Raw genomic sequence first — 15,733 nt, forward strand, 5'->3', positions numbered from 1 at the left:
AGAACTGTACCTGTTAGAAAGAAAAATTCGATAAATTTCTGCCTTGATCCTAAGGGACTTGGACAGAGGGATGATTCGCCTGCACATGAGAGGCAAGAGCATGTGATGAGGCAAGCCATCTCCTCTCCAGAATGAGGAGGAACAAATGAAGACAAAGCTAGATTTTTTCAAAATGAAAGAACAAAACGAACCTATTGTGATGCTGACAGCATACGACTATCCAGCTGCAAAGCAAGCGGAAAAAGCGGAAGTCGACATGATCTTAGTTGGTGATTCACTTGGGATGGTTGTACTTGGGCTTGATTCCACAGTACAAGTGACGATGGATGATATGATTCATCACACAAAAGCGGTCAAAAGAGGCGCAAAAGACACATTTATTGTAACCGATATGCCCTTTATGTCTTATCATTATTCATTAGAAGAAACGATGAAAAATGCAGCTCGCATGATGCAAGAAAGCGGGGCAGATGCCTTAAAGCTAGAAGGAGGAGACGGAGTATTCGAATCCATTCAAGCTATGACAAGAGGCGGAATTCCGGTCGTCAGTCATTTAGGACTCACACCTCAATCAGTCGGTGTACTTGGCGGGTATAAAGTCCAAGGGAAAGATAAAGAGAGTGCGCAAAAATTGATTGAAGATAGTCTGAAATGTGAGGAAGCAGGTGCAATCGCCCTTGTGCTAGAATGCGTACCTGGTGAGCTGACAAAACGCATTACCGACATGCTGAAGATTCCTGTCATTGGAATTGGTGCAGGAGCTGAGGCAGATGGACAAGTTCTCGTTTACCATGATGTGGTAGGATACGGGGTGTCTAGAACACCTAAATTTGTGAAACAATACGCGCAAATCGATGCTGTAGTAGAAGAAGCGCTCATACAATATACAAAAGAAGTAAAAGCACGCACATTTCCAGAGGACATGCACACATTTCATATCAAAGAAGAAGTCCTTGAAGGTTTATATGGGGGAATCAAGAAATGAACGTTGTCACCCATATCCATGAGCTAAAAGAACTCATAAAGCAGCAGCAAAAGAAGCAGCATTCCATTGGTTTTGTGCCAACAATGGGCTTTCTTCATGAAGGACATTTGACTTTGGTGAAAGAAGCAAGAGAACAAAATGACATTGTGGTGATGAGCATTTTTGTGAACCCTTTGCAATTTGGACCGAACGAAGACTTCGAATCCTATCCAAGAGATATAAAAAGAGACCAGCGCCTTGCTGAGGAAGCCGGAGTGGATATTTTATTTACACCTGATGTGAAGGAAATGTACAAAGGTGAACCATCTGTGACGATGACCGTTCAAAAGCGTACAGACGTCTTATGCGGGAAGAAACGTCCAGGGCACTTCGACGGCGTTGTCACTGTGCTCACAAAGCTGTTTCATCTTGTAGCACCAACAAATGTCTACTTTGGTCTAAAAGATGCACAGCAAGTCGCGGTCATCGATGCGATGATCAAGGATTTCTTCTTTGATCTTCACCTTGTGTCTGTTCCAACCGTTCGAGAAGAAGACGGTTTAGCAAAAAGCTCAAGAAACGTGTATTTGTCTGAAACAGAAAGACAAGAAGCACCTGCATTATACCGGGCATTAAAAAAAGGACAGACAGCTGTTGAAAAAGGTGAACGTGATATAAATCATATTTATCAGTTGGTGGAAGAGGAAATTCTTCAAACGAGCGGGGAAATTGATTATATTGAGATTTATTCTTACCCAGAACTTGAACCACTTCAGCATTTAACTGGCAAAGTGATTATTGCCATTGCTGTGAAGTTCTCTCATGCAAGACTAATTGATAATGTGATTTTCCATGTTCCTGAAAGCGGTGAAAAACATGTATAGAACCTTTATGATCTCTAAGCTCCATAAAGCGACTGTGACAGAAGCAAACTTACATTATGTAGGCAGTATTACAATCGACGAAGATTTACTTGATGCAGCAGGCATGATGGCAAATGAGAAAGTGCAAATTGTTAATAATCACAATGGAGCGAGACTTGAAACATACATTATTCCTGGAGAAAGAAAAAGCGGTGTCATTTGTCTAAATGGTGCGGCAGCAAGATTGGTCCAGCCAGGGGATGAAGTCATTATCATCGCTTATGGGATGTTGTCAGAAGAAGAAGCAAAATCGCACACACCAAAAGTGGTCGTGTTAAATAAACAAAATCAAATTGAACAAATGATTGGGCAAGAGCCTGCGAGAACGATTTTATAACGCACGCTAAAATGGAAACAGAACAGTTTCAAGAAAAGGAAGCTGTTCTGTTTCAGCTATAATGCCCAGAGCGTGTTTCACTTAGAGTGGAACGAGGAATTGAGGTGTCCATTTTATGACCGATCAAAGGTTTGTTGTCGTTGATATTGAAACCACCGGAAATTCACCAAAAAAAGGTGATAAAATCATTCAAATTGCTGCGGTGGTCATTGAAAATGGACAAATTGTCGAACGGTATTCAAGATATGTGAACCCAGGGAAAACGATTCCTGGATTTATTGAACAGCTGACAGGTATTAAACAGCACATGGTTGATGATGCGGTGTTTTTTGAGGAGATTGCCCAAGAGGTGTATGACCTCATACATGGCGCTTATTTTGTTGCGCACAATGTTCATTTTGACTTGAATTTTTTAAATGATGAACTACGCGCATGCGGGAAAAATGAGCTGGATGTGCTAGCGATTGATACAGTTGAAATTTCTAGAATTCTTTATCCTGAGCTTGAAGGTTATAAGCTAACTGAATTAAGTGAAGAGCTCATGCTTCCACATGACCACCCGCACAGGGCGGATAGTGATGCGGAAGTTACTGCCATGTTATTTTTAAACCTATTACATCAATTGAGACATACACCGCCAAATGTGTTAAAGCAGCTGCGCAGATTATCTTCATATCTTCTAAGTGATATAGGCCTGTTAATTAAGCAGCTTGAAACAAATCATTCTGATCAGGATGATTCTTTGGTGGAAGTCGGATCTTTTGCTGTAAAAGATGTGACCAATCGTATAACTGATACGACACATTCAGTAGACGCGGGCGACGAGCAGCTGTTTGAGGAGATCAAAGAGAAGCTTCCTCAAACGGTAGAAGGTTATGAAGTAAGAGAAGGCCAGCTCACGATGATGAATAAAGTAAGAGATGTGTTCAATGAAAGAGCCTATGCCTTAATTGAAGCGGCACCAGGTATTGGGAAAACACTAGCTTACCTCATCCCAGCTGCTTTAGAGGCAAAGAAATCAGGAAAGCCTGTTATTATCAGTACATATTCCATTTTATTGCAGCAGCAAATGCTTCAGCGCGATGTCCCGCTGCTCAATCAATTGCTCCCATTTGAACCAGCTGCTTGTGTATTCAAAGGGAGAGCGCATTATATTTGTTTGGATAAGTTTGAGCATGTACTGCATGAGGAAGATGATAACTATGATATTGTCTTAACAAAAGCGCAAATTTTAATGTGGCTGCTTGTAACCGAGACGGGGGATTTATCTGAACTGAATTTACCGTCAGGAGCTGCAAATATAAAAGACCGAATCTCCTGTGTACACATGCCGTTTACATCAAAAAAACGCCGCTTTAAAGAGTATTGTTTTTATGAACGAGCGAAACGAAAGGCGCAGACAGCTGATTTGATTTTGACGAATCACCGCCTGCTTTTATCTCAAACGGAAGCATCGTCTATCTTTCAGCATGCTGACGTCTATGTGATTGATGAAGCCCACCAATTTGAGAAAACAGCCAATGAAACACTTGGTGACAGTACTTCTTATATTCAGCTTCATGCAAAATTAACACAGCTCGGTTCCTTACAAGGCGGACTGTTAAAGAAACTGAAAAAGAGATTCCATGGTGCCGCTTTATCAACGGATACCTTTATTGAAATGGACGAATATCTTTATCAGCTTCAAATGGAAAGTGATGCGTTCTTTAGTACCGTCCATACTTTTGTGAAAAGGACAAAACCAAAAGCGGACATTAATCGTCTCATTCATAGAGTGCGTCATCATTCGAAACATGCTCAGTGGGTACGAATTAAAGAATCAGCGAGTAAGCTTTGTTCCTTGTTAATTGCTTGTGAAAAGCTGTATGAGCAGCAAAAAAACGAGCTGCTTCACAAAAGGGATCAACTGACAGAACACTTTGCATTTGAAGCAGAGGAATACGATCAAGTCATGTCATTTATGCAGACATTTTGCAGTACGCTGTACCGGTTTATGTTTGAACCGAATAATGACGAAACGGTTTGGATTGAGATTGATGCAAAAGGTGCCAAAAATGCTGTCTTTATGCATGCGCAGCCGCTAGATACAGGAGAGCTTTTGGCGGATCGATTTTTTATGAACAAAAAAAGTGTGGTGCTGACATCAGGAACCCTTACAGTCAATCATCGTTTTGACTATTGCATGGAGAGATTTGGACTGCAGGACTTTTATCCGCACCTGATCCAAATCGATTCACCTTTTGAGCTTGAAAAGCAGCTCAAGGTTGTTGTACCGGCTGACATGCCGCCGATTACAAACCGTGATGAGAGAGATTATGTGAAGCAAGCTGCAAAATATATTAAGATTATGGAAAAGCAGGATCAAGCGAAAATATTGGTTTTATTTAATTCACATGAGATGTTAAAAGCAGTGTATGAAGAGCTAAAAACAGAAGGCATGAAATCGGCACTGCTTGCTCAAGGGCTGACAGGCGGGAGTCCTGTGAAATTGACGAAAATGTTTAAATTAGCAAAGGAAGCGATCTTGCTTGGTACAGGCAGTTTTTGGGAAGGTGTGGATTTTCCCGGCTCAGAGCTGACGACCGTCATTATGGCAAGACTGCCTTTCCGGCCGCCTGATTCACCGCTCATTGAAGCAAAATGTGAAGCAGCTAAAAAACAGGGGAAGAATCCGTTTAAAGCCGTCGCTCTTCCAGAAGCTGTATTAACCTTTAAGCAAGGTGCCGGCCGCCTGCTGCGCTCTGAAAAAGACATTGGTACATTGCTCATTTTAGACCGCCGAGTGAAAACAGCCTCGTACGGAAAACTATTTTTAGAATCACTCCCTCATGCGCCGGTTCATGAGATGTCAAAAGAGTCACTTGAGGCGTATATAGAGAAGCTCAACAACGAAAAGCCGCTGTTATAAGCGGCCTTAAGCTGGTGGTGTGGGTTTGGAGTTAATTTATCTTAACGGTTTTTTGTGTTCCGTTGTAAAAATAGTATCGGTTCCTGCGTGAAAAAGTATGACTAACAATATTTACGTACCGAGGAGGAATTAGAAGTGGAAAGTAAAATAGAGGTACTTTCAACTGTTCAAATTAAACATTCGGAAGACCTATACAAAATCGTTGATTTGCTGAACAGAACGCTGAAAAGGGAAGATCTTATGTTTGGATTAGCATTAGATCAAGAAGATCAAAATCAAGCGATATTTACCATATATCGCACTTAGGGGAAGCTTGACATGAAAAGAATAGTTTGGATGATTTCGTCCGCTGCGGCTCTCGTTTTGCTCATTGGCATCATTAGTTTTTCGTGGATTTATCAAATTGCTATGGGGCAAAAAGAACAAGGTCATGAGGCAGCGATTGAACGAGCAAAAAAACAAGTAGCATTAGAACAAGTGGAGCAAGTGGAAACCTTTGTCGGGAAAGAAAAACAATTTATTGTAGAAGGTAAAGACAAACAAAACGACACGATCTATGTATGGGTACCTGCCAGCAAAAAAGAAAAAGTGATCGCCAAAAAAGCAAAAGAAGGCATTACCTCAAACCAAGCAGTACAAGCCGTTCAAAAGGAGAACACGATTTCTAAGTTAAAGGGTGTCAAATTAGCAAGAGAAGGTGATGTACTCCTTTGGGAAGTGACATACTTAAATGAGAACAACCAATATAGTTTCAGCTATGTCGATTTTACGACAGGACGCGTAGAAAAAAATTTAACACCTTAGTTTCTGCTGTCTTGCGTTGACCGTGCTGATTTAGAACGGTTATAATAAAATGTATGAAAAAAGAATCACACCTTTCTACTAGGTGAGTTTCTTTCTGGCTTTGGAGGGAAATATGTTGAAAACAACTATTAATCAAGTGTTCAAACACGTCGATGAAGAAGTAACGATCGGCGCATGGATTGCCAATAAACGTTCAAGCGGAAAAATTGCATTCTTGCAGCTGCGTGACGGGACAGGCTTTATTCAAGGAGTCGTTGTAAAAGCAGAAGTGGATGAGGAAGTCTTTAAGCTTGCGAAATCAGTGACACAAGAAACATCTGTCTATGTAACAGGACAGGTGACAAAAGACGAGCGTTCACCACTTGGTTTTGAATTACAAGTGAAATCCATTGAAGTGATTCACGAAGCAACAGATTACCCGATTACACCAAAAGAACATGGAACAGAATTCTTAATGGATCACCGTCATTTATGGCTTCGTTCAAAAAAACAGCATGCCATTATGAAAATCCGTAACGAAATCATTCGTGCTACATATGAATTTTTCCATCAAGAAGGCTTCGTAAAAGTGGATCCGCCAATCTTAACAGGAAGTGCACCTGAAGGAACGACAGAACTATTTGCTACTAAATATTTTGATGAAGATGCGTACCTTTCTCAAAGTGGACAGCTTTACATGGAAGCTGCTGCGATGGCACTTGGAAAAGTATTCTCATTTGGCCCAACATTTAGAGCTGAAAAATCGAAAACGAAACGTCATTTAATCGAATTTTGGATGATCGAGCCTGAGATGGCGTTTGTAGAATTTAATGAAAACCTTGAGTACCAAGAAAAGTATGTGTCTCACGTTGTTCAAAGTGTACTTGAAAACTGTAAGGTGGAGCTACACACACTTGGCCGTGATACAGCAAAATTAGAAAACATCAAAGCACCATTCCCGCGCATCACTTATGATGAAGCGATTAAATTTTTGCAGGATAAAGGGTTTGATGACATTGAATGGGGAGATGACTTCGGTGCACCTCACGAAACAGCCATCGCCGAAAGCTATGATAAACCAGTGTTTATCACACATTACCCAACGTCATTAAAACCATTTTATATGCAGCCAGCACCGGACCGTGATGACGTAGTCCTCTGTGCAGACTTAATTGCACCAGAAGGCTACGGAGAAATTATCGGCGGTTCTGAACGTGTTCATGATCTAGATCTACTTGAAGCGAGATTAAAAGAACACGGGTTAGATCAAGAAACGTACAAATGGTACACAGAATTGAGACAATACGGTTCTGTACCACATTCAGGTTTTGGTCTTGGACTCGAACGAACAGTTGCTTGGATTAGCGGAGCGCCGCATGTGCGTGAAACCATTCCATTCCCAAGATTATTAAACCGTTTATATCCTTAAGACGCGAAAGCCTCCAACATATGGAGGCTTTTTCAAACGTCTTTTCCAAGGGCACGTATCATAAAACGTGATATACTGAAAGTGAAGAGGTGTATCCGATGAAAAGGCAGCAATTTATAGATATGCAGCAAATGGGTTCAACCAGTTTGCCAAATTTGCTGATTGCTCACTATGAGCAGTTAGGACTGAATGAATCACAAATGATGGTCATGTTAAAGATTAAAATGAATGAAGAACAAGGCGTCTTTTTTCAAACCTTTGAAGAGCTTTCAAATGGTATGACCATTTCAGCCGAAGAGTGTGCCTATATGGTGCAGCATTTAATTCAAAAAGGGTTTATTTCAATTCAGCCGTTTGAAGACAGATCCGGCATACAGCATGACCGGTACTCAGTAGAGCCTTTATGGGGTGTGCTGTACGACTTTTTAGAAGCAAAACAGGCAAAAGAAGTACAAAAGAATGATATGCAGGCCGAAAAGTCTTTATATGCATTATTTGAAGATGAATTCGGCAGACCGCTGTCTCCTCTTGAGGGCGAAACACTCTCGATCTGGATGGATCAAGATCATCATGATGCGGAGATGATTCGTCTAGCACTGAGAGAAGCGGTTTTATCAGGAAAATTAAATTTTCGTTATATTGATCGAATTTTGTTTGAGTGGAAAAAGAAAGGGCTGAAAACAGCGGAAGAAGCGAAAGAGCATAGCCAGCATTTCCGTTCGCAGCAAAAAGCCCCACCTTCAAAAGAAGAAACGTCATCTTATAAACGACAAGTTCCTTTTTACAATTGGCTGGAACAATAACCAATAAAGGAGAAGGCATGTTATCAAAAAAACAAATCAATGAGTGTTTAGATATTATAAGAGACATGTTTCCAGAGGCTGAGTGTGAGCTTGTTCATTCCAATCCATTTGAACTTGTGATCGCTGTCGCACTCTCAGCGCAATGTACAGACGTTCTAGTGAACAAAGTGACCAAACATTTATTTCAAAAATACAAAACACCAGAAGACTATGTAAGTGTGCCGCTTGAAGAATTGCAGCAAGATATTCGCTCGATTGGTCTTTATCGCAATAAGGCGAAAAACATTCAAAAATTAAGCAAAATGCTCATTGAAGAATATGGCGGTGAAGTACCAAGGGATCGAGATGAGCTCATGAAGCTTCCCGGTGTTGGGCGAAAAACAGCAAATGTCGTCGTGTCTGTAGCTTTTGGGATTCCTGCTATTGCAGTCGATACACATGTAGAACGCGTCAGCAAACGCCTCGGAATTTGCCGCTGGAAGGATTCTGTTCTTGAAGTAGAGCAAACCTTAATGAAGAAGGTGCCAAAAGAAGATTGGTCTGTGACCCATCACCGCCTCATCTTTTTTGGCCGATACCACTGCAAGGCGCAGCGGCCGCAGTGCGAATCCTGTCCGCTTCTTGATATGTGCAGAGAAGGGCAGAAAAGACTGAAAAAAGGGCTGGTGAAACTGGCATGAGCGGGGCAGCTGTTTTCACCTCATATGTCGAAAAGCTAAAAGATAAACAGGTAGATTTCAGCGCTGAAAGAAAGGATATACTGAGGAGTCATCCACTTGCGTTTGACCTGTCTTCAAAGCCTTTATCAGACGAGCTTCCGTGGCAGAAAACGGAAGAATTTGTTCCTGTGATGTTCGAACTGTGGAATGAATTAAAAATAAAAATGCTTCCTCGCTTTCAAACAAGAAAATCCCGCTGTGAACAGGATGATATGCTGCAAGGCATCGTTAGTATGATGGCGATGTTTTACTGGATCAAAGGGGAGCGGCTCCAATCGGTTGATTGGGAGGAGATCAAACAACAGACGTTTCCTGTTGCCCCTATTAACTGGACAGAACGAGTAGAGTTTATTTTGCTAAAACCTACTCAATATCACTGCTTTATTCAACTGGACGAGCTGTATACAGAACTTAAAAAGCAGTATGGAAAATACGAAGCACTCAGAAAGTTAAAACAAAATCGTTAAAAAAAGCACTTGCCGAATGAGGCAAGTGCTTTTTCGTTATTCGTCTTCTTTTCGAGAAGTAGTATTTGACTGGGTATTTGCGCTTTGAGAGTTGGCTTTATTGTCATCTTTCTTTTTCGTGGTATCACTCTGTGAGCTGCTGTTCCCATTCGTAGTATCTGAGCCATCGTCAGAATCGCCAGTACCATTTTCCGTATTTTCACTTTGATCTTGATCTTTTTTATCATCTTGCTTCTGTTCATCCGTGCCTTGGTTTTGATTTGTATTATCGTCTGTCTGATCTGTCTGCTCATCATCAGACTGCTGCGTTTCTTCGTCTTCTTTGTTCTCATCATCTGCTTTTTCTTCTGTCTCTTCGTCATCCTTAATGGTGAGGAAGGTAGAAGCTGCTTTACTTGTGACATCCTCTACAGTGGCTGTCACTTGGAATTTATAGGTAGAGCCAGGCTTCACATCAGAGATGACCGCTTCTTTAGCAGAACTGTTTTGAATTTCTTTATAGCCGCCATTATCGACCGCTTGCTTCACGTTAAATGTAGCATCTGCGTCGTCATTATAGCTCCATGTCAGTGTGATGGACTTTTTCTCTTCGTCATACACTGCTTTTAAGTCAGATGGTTTATCGGCTTCTTTTTGATCATATGTGTCAGAAACTTTTGTCGGAACCGTTCCTTTCACGAAGTATTCGGTTGTTTTCTTATCACTTGGTGTATTTGGTCCGGCTAATTTTGCTGGATCTGATCCTTTTTCAATCGTTGCTTCAACGACGCTGTCTGGCTTTTCAAATGAGCCGCTTCCATCATCAATTTGAGAAATTAATTGCTTGAATACAATTTTTGCAACGCGCTGCTCATCCGTTGTGAGCCACATTTTACCGTCCGCATCTTTTGAGTTGCCGATTCCAGTCCAAACAGCTGCTGTGTATTGCGGCGTATAGCCGACAAACCACGAATCTTTCGCGCCGCCAGACGGGATATTGTATTTATTAATATCATCTTGTGTAAAGTTGGTTGTACCTGTTTTACCAGCTACTTGAACGTTCGGTACTTGTGCGAGTGTACCAGTTCCAGATTGTACAGCTGTTTTCAGCATATCAGTAATCATAAAGGCTGTGTAATCACTCATAGCCGCTTTAGAATCTGGCGTGAGGTCAAGCTTTGTTCCGTCATTAAATTCAACAGACGTGACAGCGTGAGGCTCATTATAGTACCCATTATTACCGAATGCACTAAACGCACCAGCCATCTTTAGGGAAGATACACCATCTTCAAATCCACCGATTGAATAGGATTCTGGAATATCAGAAGGTAAGTCCATACCTAAGTTATTGGCAAATTGAACGGCATGATCTGTGCCAGCCGCTTGGAATGCTTTTAGGGCAGGGATGTTTCGTGATTGTGCCAACGCATTTCTCATTGACATTTTCCCTAAATGTCTTTTGTCAAAGTTATTAATTGGTGTGCCATCTGAGTACGTATACGGCGCATCATCTATTTGCTGATATGTTGACCATTTTTTATTTTCAATGACTGGGCCGTAATCTAAGATTGGTTTAATGGTTGACCCTGGCTGGCGCTTTGCGTCAGTGGCATAGTTAAAGCCGCCGACTGGAACGTCCCGGCCACCGCCAATGGCACGAATTTCACCATTTTTTGTATCGAGCAGGGTAACACCAGCTTGCATGCCTTTCGTAAATCCGGCTGAATCTCCATTTATAATATCATCCAGGTGATCCTGTGCATTTCGATCAAGTGAAGTATAGATTTTTAAACCATCGGTTGATACATCCACTTTGGCTTTTTTCTGAACTTCTTCCATGACTTCTTCGATATAAGCAGAGTATTTGCTTGAGTTTTGGCTCTTGTATTTATCAGCTGAAACGACGGTTTTGCTGACAGGTGTTGCTTTTGCTTCCTCATATTCTTTATCTGTAATGTAGCCTTGTTTTTTCATCAGGCCTAAAACGATATTACGGCGTTTTTCCGCTGCCTCGGGATGTTTCACTGGGTTATAGGCAGTAGGACTCTGCGGCATACCTGCAAGCGTGGCAGCCTGTGCAACAGTTAGTTTATTTAAATCTGTAACGCCGAAAAATTGTTCAGCCGCTTTCCCAACACCATAAGCATAAGGCGAGAAGAAAATACGGTTTAAATACATTTCTAAAATTTCATCTTTAGAGTATTTTTGCTCAAGCTGTATAGAAAGCCATACTTCCTGCACTTTACGCTTTAATGTTTTTTGGTTGTTTAAAAGGGTGTTTTTTACAACCTGCTGTGTGATCGTACTACCGCCTTCGGCTCCAAAACCGTCCTCGACGTTTGCGACAAGAGCACCGCCAATACGGATGGGATCAATCCCGTGGTGTTTATAAAAACGAGCATCTTCAGTCGCAATAAATGCGTTTTTTACAACATCGGGTATATCTTTAATCGAGACATACGTTCTTTTTTCCGCCCCGACTTCTGCAAAGACTTTTTTGTCTTTATCATAAAGCTTTGAAGAATACGGCGTTTTAAGCTTGCTATCATCAATAGAAGGAGCGCTTGATGCAAAAACGGCAAAAGTTGTGATTCCGGCTACTACACAAAGAAGACCGATCACGAGTAAAGATAAAAATATTTTTTTAAATAGACCTGCTTTCTTTTTGCCTTTTTTGTTTTTTTGCTTCCTGTTTTTTTCTTGACTGGCTTTTCGTCGCTGTTCACGACTTGTAAATTGATCAGACATCACATCTCAACCTTTCGTGTTAAACCTTTTTCGAACGTAAATGTTACTGACTTTCATCCGAAAAATGAAGTGTCTCCACTACTTTAATATAATCAATTCTTGGCGAATATCCAAGTGTCATTAAGTGGCCAGCTTCCATTAATTCGTCTTTACTAATGGATTTGCGCCCATTTCGCTGCTGCCGCTCCCAAAAGAAGAAGAGGTCAGAAGCGGATAAATAATAAACGGAGCCAAATGCGGATATAATAACAAAACAAATACCGCCTTGCTTTTCAACCTGTTTCATATGCTCAATTTGATGGTCGTGGAAATTTTTGAGCGGAAACGAGGTGGTGCTTTTGGTTTCCTTTGCTTCAAAGTCGATATACCGCCCTTTGTACACCCCGTTATAGTCTGTCGTAGATGATTGTTTAAAATAAGCTTCTTTAATGACAGCGGCACTTCTTTTCGGATAGTCCACATTGACAATTTGAACTGGGGTAGGCTTTTTATGAATGACTGCGATCCCATTGACCAAATAGTACTGGTTGGTTTCATTTAAGTCAGCTTCAAGCGTCATCCCGCGATTACTATAAGAGGATTCGCCCCTGACTCTTTTTTTTGTCCCAATTTGTTGAATGGGCTGATACGATTTTCCGTTTGGATACCGAATCATCAAGTTTCAGCCTCCTTTTAATGCATTTTGTATTGGAGAGATCACCATGTTGTCACAACAAGAGAACATCATCACTCAGCATATTCTACATGAAACGAAAGCAAACAATAAGGACAACGTGACGAGGACAAATGCGTACAAGCGTTTTTATGACCGCCATCCAGAAATAAAATGGTCTCTGCTTGCTTCCTTTGTCTCGAGAAATGCTGGATGGTCAATGACAGATTTAAAAGGCGAGCTCTTCCATCCGGGCTTAACCGATCAGCAAGGGCATCTGTTTTTCACAGCGTATGAAAGAGCGAATTGGCTGATCTTTTCAGATGCTTACCCGCAGCTTCTCTTGTATGAATGGTCAAAAAGGTGCCGCAAACCTTTATTTCATCTGCTGCCATATTTCGGCGTGTCTCGTTTTATGAGCGCTGAGTGGGAACGTTTTTGGCTAAAGCGTGACACAGAGCGTCTGCTTCATGCACTCATCATAAATGAACAATATACTATACAATCTCCTATTATACAAAATCCTCTTCTGAAAAAGAATGTTTTTCACTCGATTCAATATCTTTTCAGCGAGTGGGGACATTTTCAAACCGTTGTTTTTCCGACAGTTGACGGGCATTTGTACGGGTTAACCATACGAAAGTTTTCCCGTGTAAAGGAGCGCATTACATTAGGAAAAAAACTAGCGAAACTATTATTTCGAGCCGATTTATTTTCGAGTTTTTATCATTTTTTGCATACCGTACCGCATACGGGGTCTCGGTTTGATTTCGAGCCGTTTTTAGGGATCGCTAGAAGGTCAACGCCTTTCCTTCGAACGGTTTATCCGGTGATGACACATTCATTAGACGATCAACGGGAAGATTGGTTTCAGAAGAAATTGAATCCATCCTTATTCGACGCAGAACCTTTACCAAAACAAATTGAGCTGACGGACTGGTATTTCCATAAAAAAAGACAGCTTCGTTTTCTTTTCTCATTAGAGCACTATTTTTTGCATAAATAAAAAGCAGGGGGTACCTGCTTTTTTTACGTGGATGGACGGTTAGGACCGCCGAGCTTTTTATCAAGTTGATCTGTACTGTTCTCTTTCCCTTTTGGCTTTTGCTCTTTTGGTGTTTGCTGTTTTTTCATGAAATCTACCTCCTTTGTCCTTAGAATTTACACAATCGGACGCAATCATACAAAGAAGGACAAGCACATGTCGAAAAGGAAGAAATCGTGCTTAAATGCACTTAGATTGGCGATTTGCTTCTAGTTTTGTCATGTATGAAGGAGGGGGCAAAAGAAAAGAGAATGTAACGAGAGACGATAAAGGAGGAATCTGATGATGAGTAAATTTGTATCAAAAGAATCCATTATGCAGTTATTAGAGGAAATCGAGCGAAAGATTGATGCGGTGGAAGAGAAACTGTCTCTAGCTGTCAAGGAAACAAAACACGCTGCCATAGAGGAGCAAGAACAAATGATTGACCGTCTTGAATCAGAAGTGAAGGACTGTGAATTGAAAATTCATGCAGCAGAGGATCAATTGGCGGCAAGACCTGCATACCACGCTGGCTAGTTTTCATATTTGAGCAATAAGTAAACGTTTGATAGGATGGTTCATAGAGGTGAACACTTTGGATAATCAAACTTTACTTAAATATACAAAAGAGCTGAGAACGTGGATTGAAGAAGCATATGAGCAGTATCAAAAGGGAAAGGCGGAAGAGGAATACCCCGTATATGATTTTTACAAGGATATTCAGCCCGCCATTGATAAATTTGACAAGCAAATGGAAGAGTGGCTGACTACTGCCATTTCGTTTGTTCATCAGGTCAAACCTAGATACTTACATCAAGACCAGCTTGATGCCGTAAAAGAAAATGGCAAAGAGGTTGTCCTGCAATCTTATTTTGGCAAACAGCATGCAACCCGTGTGAAAAATTTAGTTGAGTCAGTGATTTACACACTGAATCTTTTAATAGAAGAAATCAAAAAGCGCAGCTGATGAAACAGCCTGCGTTTTTCTTATCGCTGTTTTAGGCACACCTTCTGTTTTTGAACATAATATATCATTGACTTCAATATGTTTTGAGAGCGAGAGGAGCGAGATACATGGTCCCTTATTCACATCAGCCATCTTATGAATTGAATCAATTCAATCAGAACCCCTTTACGTATCCAGATATGCAGCAACCTCCGCAGCCTCCAGAGTATTTCATGCCGCCACATCAAGGTGGAATGAACCAAACACCATCTTCAAGCTATCAGCCGCCATTTGGATACCAAGAAAACTTCCAGCCTTTTCAGCAGACTGAAGTGATGAATCAGCCGCAAATGCAGCCTTCAGGTATGATGCCCATGCAGCCGCCTATGAATCCTTATCCTTTGCCAAGGCCTCAAAAGCAGCAATCATCTCAATTTAAAAATGTGCTGTCACAATTTAAAAAGACAAATGGGCAATACGATTTTAATAAAATGTTTGATACAGCTGGGCAAATGATGAGTACAATGAATCAAGTGGGCTCATTGGCGAAAGGATTTACAAGCATATTTAAAGCATAGCAAACCCAATAGATATATCTATTGGGTTGTTTGCTTTGGCGCGGTCACACGAAGTGATTGATCTTTCCAAACACTCTTCATGTTTGTTTCATCTATTTTTGCAGGCATTAAAATAGTTTTGGTAAAGCTTGAATAGGAGGAAGACGTGTCTGTTTTAATTTTTTCCTGCACCGATAAGTGTAAATATTGAGCCTTCACTTCCAGTGCGATATCACCTTCGACAAAATGGTCTGGAAATCGAATGTCAATATACACATATTGATCATCTTCTGTCACATCGGTAGTAATGGATGCCAGTGAATGGGACGTGGTCATGAGCGCCTCCGCACTATTTAAAATCTCGTGAAACGGGGAGGACGCAAAAAATTGTTCAATCGCTTCATATAAAATGTCTTCATTTGCCAACAAATCATGTTTCTTTTCGCCATCTTGTTTCATTTGAATCACCTCTCATCTACAGCCTATGCAAA

The 15,733-nt window shown here is 41.1% G+C and carries 18 protein-coding genes; 14 read left to right on the top strand and 4 right to left on the bottom strand.

What is annotated here, in order from left to right:
- Window positions 1-145 precede the first annotated feature (145 nt).
- The 10 genes from panB to GPA07_RS09700 all read left to right on the top strand — a co-directional run bounded on the left by panB (window position 146) and on the right by GPA07_RS09700 (window position 9,333).
- Entirely contained in the window at window positions 146-985 is an 840-nt protein-coding gene (gene panB, locus GPA07_RS09655; protein WP_008356791.1) for a 3-methyl-2-oxobutanoate hydroxymethyltransferase, read from the top strand.
- Window positions 982-1,848, top strand: coding sequence for a pantoate--beta-alanine ligase (panC, locus tag GPA07_RS09660; protein ID WP_008356793.1), 867 nt, complete (start codon window positions 982-984; stop codon window positions 1,846-1,848). Before panB ends, panC begins: the two co-directional genes overlap by 4 nt.
- Window positions 1,841-2,224, top strand: a complete 384-nt coding sequence (panD, locus tag GPA07_RS09665; RefSeq protein ID WP_008356795.1) for an aspartate 1-decarboxylase — start codon at window positions 1,841-1,843, stop codon at window positions 2,222-2,224. The genes panC and panD overlap by 8 nt, the downstream gene beginning before the upstream one ends.
- 115 nt (window positions 2,225-2,339) lie before the next feature.
- Window positions 2,340-5,132, top strand: a complete 2,793-nt coding sequence (gene dinG, locus GPA07_RS09670) for an ATP-dependent DNA helicase DinG (RefSeq protein ID WP_157292453.1) — start codon at window positions 2,340-2,342, stop codon at window positions 5,130-5,132.
- A gap of 135 nt (window positions 5,133-5,267) precedes the next feature.
- The gene (locus GPA07_RS09675) at window positions 5,268-5,438 is read left to right on the top strand and encodes a YpmA family protein (protein ID WP_008344594.1); all 171 of its coding nucleotides are present in this window, start codon (window positions 5,268-5,270) and stop codon (window positions 5,436-5,438) included.
- Window positions 5,439-5,450: 12 nt separating this feature from the next.
- Window positions 5,451-5,936 carry a cell wall elongation/penicillin-binding protein regulator TseB gene (gene tseB, locus GPA07_RS09680; RefSeq protein ID WP_157292454.1) on the top strand — a complete coding sequence of 162 codons (486 nt, stop codon included), beginning with the start codon at window positions 5,451-5,453 and terminating at the stop codon, window positions 5,934-5,936.
- A gap of 115 nt (window positions 5,937-6,051) precedes the next feature.
- Complete coding sequence (gene asnS / locus GPA07_RS09685) at window positions 6,052-7,344, top strand: asparagine--tRNA ligase (protein WP_008356801.1); 1,293 nt, start codon at window positions 6,052-6,054, stop codon at window positions 7,342-7,344.
- Window positions 7,345-7,442: 98 nt separating this feature from the next.
- On the top strand, window positions 7,443-8,147 hold the full coding sequence (locus tag GPA07_RS09690) for a DnaD domain-containing protein (protein ID WP_008356803.1): 705 nt from the start codon (window positions 7,443-7,445) through the stop codon (window positions 8,145-8,147).
- Between the two features lie 17 nt (window positions 8,148-8,164).
- A complete protein-coding gene (gene nth / locus GPA07_RS09695) occupies window positions 8,165-8,827 on the top strand; it encodes an endonuclease III (RefSeq protein WP_157292456.1) in 663 nt (220 codons plus the stop codon).
- Window positions 8,824-9,333 (top strand): YpoC family protein, encoded by a 510-nt coding sequence (locus GPA07_RS09700; protein WP_071169018.1) that lies wholly within the window; start codon window positions 8,824-8,826, stop codon window positions 9,331-9,333. Before nth ends, GPA07_RS09700 begins: the two co-directional genes overlap by 4 nt.
- 36 nt (window positions 9,334-9,369) lie before the next feature.
- On the opposite strand, the gene GPA07_RS09705 is transcribed toward GPA07_RS09700, so the two are convergent.
- Both GPA07_RS09705 and recU read right to left on the bottom strand, forming a co-directional pair.
- Window positions 9,370-12,060 carry a PBP1A family penicillin-binding protein gene (locus GPA07_RS09705; protein WP_071169019.1) on the bottom strand — a complete coding sequence of 897 codons (2,691 nt, stop codon included), beginning with the start codon at window positions 12,058-12,060 and terminating at the stop codon, window positions 9,370-9,372.
- Between the two features lie 43 nt (window positions 12,061-12,103).
- The gene (gene recU, locus GPA07_RS09710) at window positions 12,104-12,715 is read right to left on the bottom strand and encodes a Holliday junction resolvase RecU (protein ID WP_071169020.1); all 612 of its coding nucleotides are present in this window, start codon (window positions 12,713-12,715) and stop codon (window positions 12,104-12,106) included.
- A 46-nt stretch (window positions 12,716-12,761) separates the two neighbouring features.
- Between recU and GPA07_RS09715 the strand changes: the two genes are divergently transcribed.
- Complete coding sequence (locus GPA07_RS09715) at window positions 12,762-13,718, top strand: DUF2515 domain-containing protein (RefSeq protein WP_157292457.1); 957 nt, start codon at window positions 12,762-12,764, stop codon at window positions 13,716-13,718.
- Window positions 13,719-13,741: 23 nt separating this feature from the next.
- On the opposite strand, the gene sspM is transcribed toward GPA07_RS09715, so the two are convergent.
- A complete protein-coding gene (sspM, locus tag GPA07_RS09720) occupies window positions 13,742-13,846 on the bottom strand; it encodes an acid-soluble spore protein SspM (protein WP_008356814.1) in 105 nt (34 codons plus the stop codon).
- A gap of 196 nt (window positions 13,847-14,042) precedes the next feature.
- Here sspM and GPA07_RS09725 point away from each other — a divergent pair, with 196 nt between their 5' ends.
- The 3 genes from GPA07_RS09725 to GPA07_RS09735 all read left to right on the top strand — a co-directional run bounded on the left by GPA07_RS09725 (window position 14,043) and on the right by GPA07_RS09735 (window position 15,263).
- Entirely contained in the window at window positions 14,043-14,276 is a 234-nt protein-coding gene (locus tag GPA07_RS09725) for a DUF5446 family protein (protein ID WP_232532035.1), read from the top strand.
- Between the two features lie 49 nt (window positions 14,277-14,325).
- The gene (locus tag GPA07_RS09730) at window positions 14,326-14,706 is read left to right on the top strand and encodes a YppE family protein (RefSeq protein WP_232532036.1); all 381 of its coding nucleotides are present in this window, start codon (window positions 14,326-14,328) and stop codon (window positions 14,704-14,706) included.
- Window positions 14,707-14,813: 107 nt separating this feature from the next.
- Window positions 14,814-15,263 carry a YppG family protein gene (locus GPA07_RS09735; RefSeq protein ID WP_071169023.1) on the top strand — a complete coding sequence of 150 codons (450 nt, stop codon included), beginning with the start codon at window positions 14,814-14,816 and terminating at the stop codon, window positions 15,261-15,263.
- A gap of 18 nt (window positions 15,264-15,281) precedes the next feature.
- Here GPA07_RS09735 and GPA07_RS09740 read toward each other — a convergent pair whose 3' ends face one another.
- The gene (locus GPA07_RS09740) at window positions 15,282-15,701 is read right to left on the bottom strand and encodes an Hsp20/alpha crystallin family protein (protein ID WP_157292458.1); all 420 of its coding nucleotides are present in this window, start codon (window positions 15,699-15,701) and stop codon (window positions 15,282-15,284) included.
- Window positions 15,702-15,733 lie beyond the last annotated feature (32 nt).

Source organism: Bacillus sp. ms-22 (genome assembly GCF_009759805.1).
Classification (GTDB): domain Bacteria; phylum Bacillota; class Bacilli; order Bacillales; family Bacillaceae; genus Bacillus; species Bacillus xiamenensis.

Excerpts from the sequence above, each read along its gene's own strand:
- GPA07_RS09740 (WP_157292458.1), bottom strand. The coding sequence starts at position 15,701 with ATGAAACAAGATGGCGAAAAGAAACATGATTTGTTGGCAAATGAAGAC.
- nth (WP_157292456.1), top strand. The coding sequence starts at position 8,165 with ATGTTATCAAAAAAACAAATCAATGAGTGTTTAGATATTATAAGAGAC.
- sspM (WP_008356814.1), bottom strand. The coding sequence starts at position 13,846 with ATGAAAAAACAGCAAACACCAAAAGAGCAAAAGCCAAAAGGGAAAGAG.
- dinG (WP_157292453.1), top strand. The coding sequence starts at position 2,340 with ATGACCGATCAAAGGTTTGTTGTCGTTGATATTGAAACCACCGGAAAT.
- GPA07_RS09690 (WP_008356803.1), top strand. The coding sequence starts at position 7,443 with ATGAAAAGGCAGCAATTTATAGATATGCAGCAAATGGGTTCAACCAGT.
- GPA07_RS09705 (WP_071169019.1), bottom strand. The coding sequence starts at position 12,060 with ATGTCTGATCAATTTACAAGTCGTGAACAGCGACGAAAAGCCAGTCAA.
- tseB (WP_157292454.1), top strand. The coding sequence starts at position 5,451 with ATGAAAAGAATAGTTTGGATGATTTCGTCCGCTGCGGCTCTCGTTTTG.
- GPA07_RS09700 (WP_071169018.1), top strand. The coding sequence starts at position 8,824 with ATGAGCGGGGCAGCTGTTTTCACCTCATATGTCGAAAAGCTAAAAGAT.
- GPA07_RS09715 (WP_157292457.1), top strand. The coding sequence starts at position 12,762 with ATGTTGTCACAACAAGAGAACATCATCACTCAGCATATTCTACATGAA.
- GPA07_RS09735 (WP_071169023.1), top strand. The coding sequence starts at position 14,814 with ATGGTCCCTTATTCACATCAGCCATCTTATGAATTGAATCAATTCAAT.
- panB (WP_008356791.1), top strand. The coding sequence starts at position 146 with ATGAAGACAAAGCTAGATTTTTTCAAAATGAAAGAACAAAACGAACCT.
- panC (WP_008356793.1), top strand. The coding sequence starts at position 982 with ATGAACGTTGTCACCCATATCCATGAGCTAAAAGAACTCATAAAGCAG.
- panD (WP_008356795.1), top strand. The coding sequence starts at position 1,841 with ATGTATAGAACCTTTATGATCTCTAAGCTCCATAAAGCGACTGTGACA.
- GPA07_RS09725 (WP_232532035.1), top strand. The coding sequence starts at position 14,043 with ATGAGTAAATTTGTATCAAAAGAATCCATTATGCAGTTATTAGAGGAA.
- recU (WP_071169020.1), bottom strand. The coding sequence starts at position 12,715 with ATGATTCGGTATCCAAACGGAAAATCGTATCAGCCCATTCAACAAATT.